At 61.2% G+C, this 12,555-nt stretch carries 9 protein-coding genes and 1 pseudogene; 8 read left to right on the top strand and 2 right to left on the bottom strand.

Annotated features, from left to right (window positions below):
• Nucleotides 1–35: 35 nt before the first annotated feature.
• From tssE to BJA_RS17765, 6 genes and pseudogenes are all read left to right on the top strand, one after another.
• Nucleotides 36–584 carry a type VI secretion system baseplate subunit TssE gene (gene tssE, locus BJA_RS17785; protein WP_011086372.1) on the top strand — a complete coding sequence of 183 codons (549 nt, stop codon included), beginning with the start codon at nt 36–38 and terminating at the stop codon, nt 582–584.
• Between the two features lies 1 nt (nt 585).
• Nucleotides 586–1,758 (top strand): annotated as a pseudogene (gene tssF, locus BJA_RS43090) (type VI secretion system baseplate subunit TssF); the annotation flags it as partial.
• A complete protein-coding gene (locus tag BJA_RS43085; RefSeq protein ID WP_244423865.1) occupies nt 1,661–2,554 on the top strand; it encodes a type VI secretion system baseplate subunit TssF in 894 nt (297 codons plus the stop codon). The pseudogene tssF and the gene BJA_RS43085, both read left to right, overlap by 98 nt.
• Nucleotides 2,518–3,582: a type VI secretion system baseplate subunit TssG gene (tssG, locus tag BJA_RS17775; protein WP_011086369.1), complete on the top strand. Its 1,065-nt coding sequence runs from the start codon at nt 2,518–2,520 to the stop codon at nt 3,580–3,582. The genes BJA_RS43085 and tssG overlap by 37 nt, the downstream gene beginning before the upstream one ends.
• A gap of 97 nt (nt 3,583–3,679) precedes the next feature.
• Nucleotides 3,680–6,319, top strand: coding sequence for a type VI secretion system ATPase TssH (tssH, locus tag BJA_RS17770; RefSeq protein ID WP_011086368.1), 2,640 nt, complete (start codon nt 3,680–3,682; stop codon nt 6,317–6,319).
• A gap of 5 nt (nt 6,320–6,324) precedes the next feature.
• Nucleotides 6,325–7,911 carry a methyltransferase regulatory domain-containing protein gene (locus tag BJA_RS17765; protein ID WP_038967728.1) on the top strand — a complete coding sequence of 529 codons (1,587 nt, stop codon included), beginning with the start codon at nt 6,325–6,327 and terminating at the stop codon, nt 7,909–7,911.
• Between the two features lie 89 nt (nt 7,912–8,000).
• Here BJA_RS17765 and BJA_RS17760 read toward each other — a convergent pair whose 3' ends face one another.
• Both BJA_RS17760 and BJA_RS17755 read right to left on the bottom strand, forming a co-directional pair.
• Nucleotides 8,001–8,576, bottom strand: a complete 576-nt coding sequence (locus BJA_RS17760; protein WP_236842224.1) for a hypothetical protein — start codon at nt 8,574–8,576, stop codon at nt 8,001–8,003.
• Between the two features lie 364 nt (nt 8,577–8,940).
• Entirely contained in the window at nt 8,941–10,287 is a 1,347-nt protein-coding gene (locus BJA_RS17755; RefSeq protein ID WP_011084757.1) for an IS5-like element ISBj5_B family transposase, read from the bottom strand.
• 193 nt (nt 10,288–10,480) lie between these two features.
• Between BJA_RS17755 and BJA_RS17750 the strand changes: the two genes are divergently transcribed.
• Nucleotides 10,481–11,245 (top strand): hypothetical protein, encoded by a 765-nt coding sequence (locus tag BJA_RS17750; protein ID WP_011086365.1) that lies wholly within the window; start codon nt 10,481–10,483, stop codon nt 11,243–11,245.
• 212 nt (nt 11,246–11,457) lie between these two features.
• A complete protein-coding gene (locus BJA_RS17745) occupies nt 11,458–12,456 on the top strand; it encodes a hypothetical protein (protein WP_161535485.1) in 999 nt (332 codons plus the stop codon).
• Nucleotides 12,457–12,555 lie beyond the last annotated feature (99 nt).

Below are 12,555 nucleotides of genomic sequence, written 5' to 3'. Positions count from 1 at the left end.
ACAGCATAGCGAGCCGGAGATCTTGGGGACAGTCAATGACCATTGCTCCAAAGAGGGATCGGCTCTCTCCCCCATTAATGCTGGCCTTTCGCTCCGCTCATGAAGCACGCGATGCGCGCAAGAAGCTCAATCTGCGCGATGAGTTCGGTGAGCGGATCATTGCCGGGCGGCGCAGCGCAGGCCGCTTTCCGATCTCGGAAACGTTGTTGCGGCGGGAGGTCTCCCATGACCTTGAAACGCTCCTCAATACCATTGCTCTGGAATCGACCTTGGATCTGAGCGGGCGGGATAGCGTTCGAACCTCGATCCTGAACTACGGCTTCCCCGATATCGCCCACCGTTCGATCGACGAGGTCACGGACGACGAACTCACCGGCGCCCTGCGCGAGACTCTGACGACGTACGAGCCAAGACTCGATCGCAAGACGATCCGGGTCCGTCGCGACGGCTCGGTCGGTCCCGAGCAGCTGAAGCTGCGCTTCATCGTTCACGCCGACCTCAAGGCTGAGCCGCTCAACGTCCCCGTGGAATTTGTCGCCGACGTCGACCTCGACAGCGGCGACATCCAAATCAATCGACTTTAGCATGAATCGCGAATTCCTCGATTTCTACAATCGTGAACTGTCATTGCTGTACGAGCAGGCAGGAGATTTCGCCGAAGAATATCCTGGCATCGCAGAGCGCCTCGGCGGCCTCATCCGGGACCGCTCGGACCCGATGATCACGGGACTATTGGAAGGCGCCGCGTTTCTTGCCGCCCGCGTTCAGCTCAAGCTCAAGCACGAATTCCCGGAATTCACTGCAAACCTGCTTGAGCAGCTGGTACCGAACTATCTTGCGCCCACACCGTCGGCGATGCTCGTCGCGGCACGGCCACCCTACGCCGACCCAGCGCTGCGCGACGGCAAGAAGATTGTACGCGGCGCCTATTTCGACGCGACCTACCGCGAGAGAGAACGAAGTCTTTCCTGCCGGTTTCGACTTTGCCGCGACATCGTGCTCTGGCCGTTCGACGTCACCAGCGCAGAGTATTTCTCCACAGCGGGCACTCTGCAGGCGCTCGGGATCCCGGTCGGAGGCGACGTCATCGCGGGGCTGAAGCTGTCGCTGACCCATCGTACCGCAGCCCGGCTCGACGAGGAACTACCGGACGCAGAGGCCCGAGCCAAGCCGGAAACCTGGTTCGCAGGCTGCCGCGTGAGCGAACTTCCGATCTACCTCTCAGGCGCGGAATCCGACGCCATCGCGCTCTACGAGCAATTGATCTCGAATTGCAAAGGAGTCTACTTCCGGCATCTCGACGACTTCGGCGATCCGGTGGTGACTCGTGCGCCCCATGATTGCGTGCAGCAAATTGGCTTCGACGAAAACGAGTCGCTGTTCCCTAACGACAATCGGATCTTTCGCGGTTCGGAGCTGCTGCGAGAATATTTCATGTTTCCACGCAAGTTCCTCGGCATAAACCTGACGGGACTACGCAGCGTGATGTCGCGACTGCGCAGCAAATCGATCGATATTGTCTTCGCTTTCGATGAACACAATTCGCGGCTGGCTGCCTCGGTGCGCCCCGAGACCTTCAGGCTCTATACTGCACCGGCGATCAATCTGTTCGAGAAAACGAGCGATCGCATTCCTGTCAAGTCGAATACTTACGAGTACCATGTGGTGCCAGATCGCAGCCGCTATCTGGAATACGAACCGCACCAGGTGCTCGAGGTCTACGCGCACCTGCCGGCAGAGAAGGATAAACGGCCCGTGCGCCCGCTCTATTCGGCCGCCGTCGACCGGACCAGCGGATCGGTCGACGGGGCTCTATTTCACCGTCCGCCGCTTACCCCGGCGCCGCACAGTAGAGGAGAAGACATACGGTACTTCCTCAGACTACACCGGGACGGACATGTTCCTGTCGCTGCTTGAGCCCGGCGAATTGAGTGGCGGAGGCTCCGTCGCCGAACTGAGCGTCCGGGCTCTGTGCTCCAATCGCCATCTCACCGAGCACTTGCCGGTCGGCCAGGGCGGCGCCGACTTTCGGCTGCTGGACGATACCTCCCTTGATCTGATGTGTGTCGCTGGTCCCACGCCACCGCGTGAGCCGGTGGTTGCCCAACTGCGCAGCCGCAGCGAAATCGCCAACAGTGGGATTGTCAGCTGGCGGCTGATCAACATGCTCAGCCTCAACTATCTTGGCCTCGTCGAACGCGGTGGCGGCAAGAACGCCGGAGCGCTGCGCGAGATGCTGGCCTTGTTCGCCGATCAGTTCGACGACGCCACGGAGCGCAAGATCCGCGGCGTGCGCAGCATAGAAAGCCGACCTGTCGTGCGGCGCGTGCGCGAGCGCACGGGTAGCGGCGCAGCACGGGGCCTGGAGATTACCGTTACGCTCGACGAGAAGGCATTTGAGGGCAGCGGCGTGTTTTTGCTCGGAGCAATACTGGAGCGCTTCTTCGCCGACTATTCGGGCTTCAACACCTTCACTCAGACGGTCATCTCGACGCCGGAGCGCGGCGAGATCATGCGGTGGCCACCGCGCATGGGCACGCGGAGACCGCTATGACGCTGATCGACCAGATGAAGGCCGAGCCCTGGCGCTTCGATTTCTTCCATACGTTACGCCAGTTCGAGCGCGCCAACCCGGATCGACCGCGGATCGGCGACAGTGCCGCGCGTCGCGACGAATATATCGACCTCGGCCAGGTGCCTTATCTGGAGTTCCCCGCCTCGAACCTCGCGGCGGTGGACGACCAGGGTGCCCGGCTGAGGATACTCGTCAAATTTCTCGGCCTCCTGGGCCCGCAGGGCGCCCTGCCCCTTGCCACCACCGATGAAAGCCTCAGCTGGTGGCTGATGCGGGATGACGCCTTCCCCCGCTTTCTCGACCTCCTCAACGGACGCTTCCTGCAACTCTTCTTTCGTGCCTGGGCCGACGCGCGCCCGATCGCGCAGCATGACCGCCCGGCGGACGATCGCTTCATTGCCTATGTCGGCTCCTTCGCCGGCTTGGGCTCCGATGTTTTCGCCGATCGCGATGCGGTTCCGGACATGGCGAAGCTCAGCTTCGCTGGACTGGTCGCGCCCAGGGCGAAGTGTGCATCACGATTGACGCGGTTCCTGCAAGGACTGTTCGACGTCAAAGTCGAGATCGACGAATTCGTCGGCACCTGGCTCTCATTCGACCCAAGTCACTGCAGCCGGCTCGGCGGAACGCATGCGAGGCTCGGCCAGGACGCCCTTCTCGGCTCGCGTGTGTTCAGCGTCGAGGACAAGATCAGAGTTCGGGTCTTTGTCAGAACTTTTGCTCAGTACGAACAATTCCTGCCGACCGAAACACCCAACCTGTCGGCGCCGCTGGCCGACGCCGTTTTCTTCTATATCGGCGACGAATTGGAATGGGAGGTCGAGCTCGCCATTCCGGCGGGAGAGGTCGTCCCGGTCAGGCTTGGACAGAGTGGGCGACTTGGATGGACCACCTGGGTCTCGCCGAACTGGGCCTCCACGGAAGAATATCGCCGCGATGCCCGCTTTCAGCTCGGCGAACGATTGAGAGCCCGCCGGAGTGCCACAGCGAATGCCGCGGCGATTTGAACCTATCCATCGCGCTGATCGCCTAATGCTATGGAATTTGAGGCAATTTCCGCATGATGGCACGCATCCGCGGAGGAATTGAGCAGGAGGAGCCGCCGTGACCGACATCAGCATTGAAGCTGTAACGGGCAAGCTGAACCGGGCCGGCTATGATGCCTTCTTACAGGCCCTGCGCCACGCAAAGAGCGCCGGCAATCGCAACGTCGAGCTTGCGCACTGGCTGTTTCATATCCTGCAGCAGGAACGCAACGATCTCAGCCTCTCGGTCGATCATTACAAGCTCGACCGCGCACGCTTGTTGTCGGACCTTGCCGGCGTGATCAATGGCTTTCGTAAGAACGAAACCGACATGCCGGGCGTCGCCAATTCGGTCATCGATCTGCTCGATCGGGGCTGGCATTATGCCACGCTCTTCTTTGGCGAGACCCAGATCCGCACCGGTCATCTGCTTGTGGCAGGCCTGAAATCGAACGATATTCGTCGCACGCTGAACAACCTCTCGCAGGAATTTTCCAAGGTCAACGTCGACGCACTGGCCGCGGAGCGTCGCGCCGTCTGGGCCGGCTCCGACGAGGAGACCATGCGACCGATGGACGGTTCGGGCCTGGTCGGCGCCGTCACGGAAGGCGCGGCCCAAGCGGGTCCAAAGGGGACGACGCCGCTCGACCGGTTCTCCCAGGATCTCACCGCCAAGGCCAAATCGGGCGAGATGGATCCGATCCTTGGTCGGGACGAAGAAATCCGCCAACTGATCGACGTGTTGATGCGTCGGCGGCAGAACAATCCAATCCTCACCGGCGAGGCTGGCGTCGGCAAGACCGCAGTTGTCGAGGGCTTCGCCCAGCGTATCGCCGCCGGCGACGTGCCGCCACCGCTCCGCGGTGTAAGGCTTTGTGCGCTCGACATCGGCCTGATGCAGGCCGGTGCCTCCATGAAGGGCGAGTTTGAGCAGCGCTTGCGGTCGGTGATCGACGAGGTCCAGAGCTCACCCACCCCCATCATCCTGTTCATCGATGAAGCCCACACACTGATCGGCGCCGGCGGCGCGGCCGGCACCGGTGATGCAGCCAATCTCCTGAAACCTCCCCTTGCGCGTGGCACGCTGCGCACGATCGCCGCCACCACGTGGGCAGAATATCGCCAGTATATCGAGAAAGATCCCGCGCTCACACGACGCTTCCAGCCGATCCAGATCGATGAACCCGATGTGGAAACCTGCTGCATCATGCTGCGCGGACTCCTCGGTCCGATGGAAAAGCACCACGGCGTTCGCATCTCGGATGCCGCGATCGTCGCAGCGGTCAACCTGTCCCACCGCTACATTCCTTCACGGCAGTTACCCGACAAGGCGGTCAGCCTGCTTGATACCGCCTCGGCGCGCGTGGCGATCAGCCAGAGCGCGACTCCGGCCCTGATCGAGGATGCACGCGTTGCGATTGCCGCCCGTGAAGCTGAGCGATCAGCACTCGTCAGCGACAGCGATCTTGGGATTGAGGACGACGAGCGCATCGTAGCGATCGACAACGACGTCGCAGCATTGAAGGACAAGCTGACGAACCTCGAAGCCGATTGGGCCGCAGAGCAGGAGCTCGTCAAGGACATCCGGGGCATTCGGGAGATCCTGTCCGAACCCATGGAAGGCGACGATCCGGCTGCCAGGCGCGCGGAGCTGCGCGGCAAGTTCGACACGCTTGAGAGCATCAATCCGGAAAAGCGGATGGTCTATGCCTATGTGGACCAGCAGTCGGTGGCGTCCGTTGTCTCTGACTGGACTGGCATCCCGGTCGGCCGGATGATGCGCGACGAGATCGAAACCGTGCTGAAACTACCGGAGATCCTCAACCGCCGCGTCGTCGGCCAGTCTCATGGGCTGACGATGATCGCCAAGCGAATCGAGACCAGCCGCGCCAAACTGGACAACCCGTCGAAGCCGATCGGCGTGTTCATGCTGGCTGGTCCATCCGGCGTGGGCAAGACCGAAACCGCCCTGGCGCTTGCCGAGACCCTCTACGGCGGCGAGCAGAACATGATCACGATCAACATGTCGGAGTTCCAGGAAGCGCACACCGTCTCGACCTTGAAGGGAGCGCCTCCCGGCTATGTCGGCTATGGAGAAGGTGGACGCCTCACCGAGGCTGTCCGGCGCAAGCCCTATAGCGTCATCCTGCTCGACGAGGTCGAGAAAGCTCATCCCGACGTCCATGAGATCTTCTTCCAGGTGTTCGACAAGGGAACCATGGAGGACGGCAACGGGCGGCGGATCGACTTCAAGAACACGTTGATCATCCTGACCACCAACGTCGGCACCGATCTGATCATGGGCCTCTCGCGAGATCCAAAGTATCGCAGCGAACCGGAAGAGCTCGCCAAGATGCTGAGGCCGGAATTGCTGAAGGTGTTTCCGGCAGCGCTGCTCGGACGCATCGTCTCGATACCGTACTTCCCGCTATCCGACGAAATGCTCGCCGGGATCGCTCGGTTGCAGCTCGACCGGATCGGACGACGCCTCCGTGACAACCATAACGCGGCATTCAGCTACGATGACGCGGTCGTGGAGCACATTGTGTCACGTTGCAACGACCCGGACTCTGGCGGGCGAATGATTGACAACATCATCACCAACACCCTGCTCCCGGAGCTGTCACGCGAATTCCTCAGCAAGTCGCTTGCCAAGGAAGAAGTCAAGCAAGCGCGGGTCTCGATCGAGAACGACAAGTTCGCATATTCGTGGAATTGAGGACGATGAACATTCAAACCGAGCATCGCCACCCGAGCACCGGTCCCACGCCATACGACGAGGTCTACTACCCTGGCCACGTCTACGGGCTCACTCATCCGAACCATCTCGCTACCATTGCTGCCGTCTACGGCATGCAGGCGGCTCCGGTCGAGCGTTGCCGGGTGCTCGAGCTTGGCTGCGGCGTTGGCGGCAACCTGTTGCCGATGGCCTTTCAATATCCAAACAGCGAATTCGTCGGTGTCGACCTGAGCGGCGTGACGATCGAGCGCGGCCAGCGAAATATCGCCACATTGGGCCTCAGCAATATCAAGCTCCTGCACTGCGACATCATGAATGTCGACGAAAGCTTCGGGCAATTCGACTACATCATAGCGCACGGCGTGTATTCCTGGGTTCCGCCGGCGGTGCGCGAGAAGATGATGATGATCTTCAAGCAGAACATGGCTCCGCGCGGGGTCTGCTACGTCAGCTACAACGCGCACCCGTTCTCGCATCTTCGCGACCTGGTCCGCGACATGATGCGGTATCACACCCGCCGTCTCACCGACATGAAGGAGAAGGTAGGACAGGCCCGCGCGATCTTGAAGTTCCTGAGCGACGGCTCGAAGGCCAACTCGGTGCACGGCGCAGTTATGCGCGACCAGTACAACCGCGTCCTCAAGTCCCCCGACGAGCTCTTATTTCACGACGATCTCGATGATGGCGCCGAGGCCCTCCTGCTGCATGAGGTTGCCGAAGACGCAAGCCGCCACGGCTTGCAATATCTGAGCGACGCTGATTTCTCACGACGCTATCTTGCCGGCTATTCCGAGGAGGTTCGCGCGACGCTGCAGCGCTTCCCGGAGAGCGAGTTCATGGCGCGCGATCAATATCAGGACTTCATCGACGGCAACGGCTTTCGGCGCACATTGCTCTGCCACGACAGCATTTCGCTATCCCGCCAGATCGACCTCGATTTCGTCACCAAGTTCCATTTGCTGAGCACGACCAACCCGGTTGACCCCGACGCCTGCGTGACCGACGATTCCGCGATGGAATTCGAGAACCAGGACGGCAGCAGGGTCACGGTAACCAATCCGCTCTTGAAGGCTGCGTATCTATGTCTCGGCCGGGCCTGGCCGCGCGCATTATCATTTGGCGAGCTGCTCGATGGCGCCGGCGCGCTGCTGGGCGGCCGGCACACGGATGATGCCGAAAAGGTGCTGACGGAGGCAATGTTCATCCTGGCTTGCAGCGGCGAGGTCTCTTTCCTGCTGTCGCGCCCATTTCTGTTGAAGGAAGCTACCGAGTATCCGCAGGCGAGCCTGCTCGCACGAAGACAAGCGCAAACAGGTCCGCTCGTCACCAACCTCCTCCACCAGACGGTACAGTTGGAGGACGACCGGACCAGGGATTTTCTGCAATTGCTCGACGGTGCGCGGACCATCGACCAGATCACGGCCGAAATGACCGAAAAATTCGGCCCGACCATCCAGGTAGACCAGAAGGATAGTGCCGGGAAGCCTGCCGATCCGTTGTTGCTGTCAACGCGAGAAAGTGTTCAACGCTCGCTTGCGATGGTCGGCAAGCTGGGCCTGCTGGTCGCATGACGCGCTCAAGTGCGTCGGCTCCGTTGGCGATGCACGGCAGGAGTTGGAAGCTCCTGCCATTTCCTGAAACGGATGCGGCCCCCGTCACTCTAGCCGTCGTGGGTATATTGTTGGCCGAGGAGCCATCCCGTGAGAATACCGCCGGGTCCGCTGGCATAGACCGGATCGAGGCCAACACCTGCACGCAGCATCTTCCATTCATGCTCGCCGACCCAGGGAATCCCGGGATCGCCCTTCTGATACTGGGACAGCAGCGTTCGGGCGACCTCTGCGGCATTGGCGTAGATCGGCCCGTTGGCCCAGCGCGGGCGTGGCAGGCCTGTCATGCGGCAATAGAGCGCCGTGCAGACGTACGCAGACGCCTCTTCCGCATTGGCATCGAGGCCGGTACGCAACAGATCATATGCCGCATGCAGGCTTTCGTGGACGATATAGGCCTCGTCCAGCCGCCCCGTCGCCGACACGACCTCCAGCGTGTTCGCCGCAACCGCTGTGCCGTCCGCCCTGGTTCTCGCGACATCGTTGTATTGTGCAGCAACGCCTGCCGCGAGATCCGTCGGAGGTCTGACGGTGACCTGCCCCAACCGGATAGCGCGGGCGACGTGATGGAACGTTTGCGGCGCAATCGTCACATGGCTGCCGCGGATCGGAAACCGGAACCGCATGCGTGCGACCGCCGGGCCACTGAGTACGTCTAACACCCTGCTCCGCAGTGACATTTGATCGTCCTCGTTGTTCACACTACACTACCCCACGGATGGTGGTCGCCATTTCCGATCGGCAGGTTCAAACAGTGACTGCGCTGGCGCGCCAGGAATTCGAATGACCTGGGCCGGGCGGCAGCTTGATCGAGCGAGCCGGCATTGAACCCGAGCCCGTTCGGGTGAGACCAATCTGAGGCAAGGATTGGCTCGGAGGGCGTTCCATGACGACGACTGATCCGACGACGACCGACACTTACCGGAAGATCGCGGCGCGACTGACCATGCTTCGGCCGCAGATCGATTTGAAGAATTACTTTGTCGTCCGTTAAGAAGCCGGATTGATCGAGGCTGGCCGGGCGAGCGTGCGCCATAGCTGGGCCAGGAACAGGCACAAGAGATATCTCAGCCAGGCGAGGATGCGGCGGAAGTTGTGTCCGACGGCTGAGAGGACGACGTTGGCGGCATCGCCGGCGCGGCCTTTGAGGTAGCAGCGCCCGAGGTGGCCTTCCGCCTTCAGGTGTCCGATGATGGGCTCGATGGCGGAGCGGCGGCGCAGCTCGCGCTTGATGACACCGAAAACGCCGCGCTTCTGGCCGGAGATGAAGACGCGACGGGGATTTTGTGCGTCGTGGCCGCGGTATCCCTTGTCGACATAGGCCCGCTCGATCGGACAGCCGGTGAGTGTCTCGGTGCGGTCAATGACGTCCCGCAAGGTGTGACCGTCGTAGGGGTTGTCGGGCAGTGCGCTGGCGTGCAGCACGAACAGGCCACCGGGAGCCCGGCGGTTGTTGGTGACGATGGAGGCCTTCACGCCGAACTCGTAAGGCGCGCTGGCCTTGCCCTTGCCGATGCACTCCACTTCCGGGGCATGGAAGGAATAGAGCTTCCAGCCGCGCTGGCGCTGCTGCTGCGAGCGGATCTGCGTGGCCCGGCCGAGCGGGAGGGCGAACGCCTGCTCCAGTGCTGGCTGGCCTTCGATCTTGCGGCGGATGTCGCGGATGATCCGGCCCAGCCGGCTACGCAGGATACGCAACTGCCGCTGATGCCGCCTGAACTGTTTGGCATGGGCGTAGCGGCCGGCCATCATCGCGGCGGCCTTGGCGATGCGAGCATAGGATTGCCGCAGCCTGACGCCGTGCCTGATCGCCAGGCGGTTGAGCCCCTTGATGGCCGCATGCAGCAGCTTGGCATCGGTCGGAAAGGTGATGGCCTTCGGCTGCACCGTGGTGTCGACCGTAACCCGCTTGAGGTCCTGGCTGCGTAATGCACCGGCCTCGTGCGCTACCCGCAAGCTCTCGGCCAGCAGCAACTCCAGCTTGTCGCCAAGCCGCTTGCGCCAATGGCTCAGGTCCGAGCGCTCGTGCGGGAACGTGTGCTGAAAGAACTCTTCCCCGGTGAAGAACTGGAAGTATGGGTCATGGACCCAGCGCTCGCACACCTCCTCATCGGACAGCCCGTAAATGTGCTTGAGCAACAGCAGACCGATCATGAAGCGCGTCTCGATCCCGGGCCTGCCGTTCTCGCTGTAGAGCGGCGCGATCTCGCCGTCGATCCAGTCCCAATCGACCTTGCCGGCGAGCAGAACCAGCTCGTGCTTCATATTGATGATCTGGTCGAGCCGAGCCCGGAACAGATCGTTCGATCCCGTCGTCTTGTGCTTCTTCGGCCGCATCGTTCCCTCCGATGCAGACAAGGAATCATGCTTCCCGCTTCGAGGGAATCCACGAAAACCAAATCGCAAGGTTCTGACGCCCAAAGCATCAAAACCTTGCAATCTGGAAATGCCCCTTAGCCCAAATCGAGATTCCCGATCAGTGGCTTAGTCCTTCTTCACGGACGACTACTTTGCCGGCCCCAACCCGGATGTGCGCCTTTATGACGAGAAGCCCTACATCCGACACCAACTCGAGAAGTATGGTGTCGCTGCCGCGACGACCACGCTCGATGGCGTCACCTTCCTGCCCAAGGACTGGGAAGAGCTGATCAAGAAGCTGCGCATTGCCAAGACGACGGACGGATTCGACGCATTCGCCGAAGGGCAAAGCCCGGAGAAGGCGTCGCATTGGGCCCTCGATCTGTCGATGGCGGCAACGATCGGCAAGGGGTTTCGGGAGATCTGGCGCCCCAAACTGTCCGACAAGCCACTCTCAACGCGGGATCTCCCGGGCCGCCACGGCTTCGGGCTCGGGCGCGACCGCGGACAATGGAGCGACGCCTACAGCTCGCAATTCGGCAAGGACCCGCAGCCCCAGGACATCACCTCGCTGCATTTCGCCGTAGCACCCGATCGGGTGAACGTGCACATCGACGAAACAGGCTTCGTGTTCGAGGGCGTGGACGGTGCGCTTACGGTCGGGCCGAACTTCGTGCATCACGCCGGCAATGAACTGTTCTGGAAGAGCAACAAGCATATACCGCAATGGGCCGCAGAGCACATCGATCTGATCCTGCCGAACAGCGCGAACGACTTTTCGCGCGTGGGCATTTCGGTCGACATGTACCAACGCAAAGACTTGCGCGTTACGGTCACCGGCTCCTGCGGAATTTTCGGTGGTTTCGAGTGCTCGGGAACGGTGAGCATCAGCGGAACGCATGATCTGCTCGGTTCGAAGTCGAAAGGCAGGCGCTAAAGCGGACATTGCTCGTTCGGCATTGCTCCGTGTCTACGCCTCCAAGCTACGAATGAGGCTCCTCGATTTGCCACTGCCAGTTCGTGGCCCGAATGAATGGAACTATCGAACCGCCTCGAGGTAGCGGCGACCACGATATTGGTTGCGAGACCGCGTAGTTCCGCAGGAACCAGCAGGGGGGAGATCTCACATTGCCGAACCAGGAAAGGCCCTTGAAGCCTATCGTCGAAAGCTATGTACCGCCAGCAGGAATCCGGCATGCGGTGACGGCAGGCGAGACCTGGATATCCCTCGCCAAGCGGATCGGCATCGACCCTTGGGACCTCATCGAGTTCAATTTTCCAGGCATCAGGCTCGTCAAACAGCGCGATTTCCAACAAGCCACACGGCAGGTGAACTGGTACCTGGCCGAGTATGTAGGCTGCCGCGCGATGTCGCCCGACCGCCAGAATTTTGCGTTTTCATCCGGTACGACCGGCGGGAAAGGTGGATGGCGAGGGGGATTCATCTATCTGCCGCCAGGTACGCCGCCTCCCCCACCGATTGCGCCCACTCCACCGGTTGCGCCCACCCCAGCGGCTCCGACCCCGCCGGAATGTGGAGGAAGCCGACCCGACTTCGCGCGCGTCCTAGACGTCAGCGAACGGGATTTCGCGCGCAACGTCTTTGGCCCGACGTTGCCGCCATGGGAGACAATCGCGATTACCAATGGCCTGGGAGCAGGCGGAAGACCGTGGACGAACGATGGACCATTCTTTAGAGGAAGCAATCCCATGGTGCCGAGCATGCGGTATGCCATCAATCTTGGCAATGTCGCGTTCAGTAACCTGGCATCGCCTAGCCCCACCTTCGGCCTCTTGTGCGACGACTTCGGTCGCATTTGCGACCTCTTCGTGCACGAAATGACCCACGTGTGGCAGGCGTTCAACGATTCAAACTGGACAATGGCACGCTCCTTCTGGGCGCAGACGGTCGGTGCCGGCTACGACTACACGCCCGGGGATAGCTGGGACTCATACAACGTCGAACAACAGGCACACATCGTCGAAGATTGGCACAAGTACAAGATTAGTTCTCCGATGCTTGCCGAAGAACGGTATCCTTATGTCCGGCTCGTGATCCGCTCTGGACGCCTCACTTTTCCTCGCGGGCTAGATCTGGTGGCATTGAAAAAGGACCTTCAAGATCTGCGCGCAAGGCACCTGGACTAGAATCCGCTGCAAAGGAGTGGTCGGGAGTCTACTTAATGATGCACCAACACACCGAGAATTCGACGCGGTGCGGTAGCGCATTCTTCCTCTTGAGAGCAC

Source organism: Bradyrhizobium diazoefficiens USDA 110, from assembly GCF_000011365.1.
Taxonomy (GTDB): domain Bacteria; phylum Pseudomonadota; class Alphaproteobacteria; order Rhizobiales; family Xanthobacteraceae; genus Bradyrhizobium; species Bradyrhizobium diazoefficiens.
Note: the sequence above shows the minus strand (reverse complement) of the source record. Positions and strands in the feature narration are given on the sequence as shown.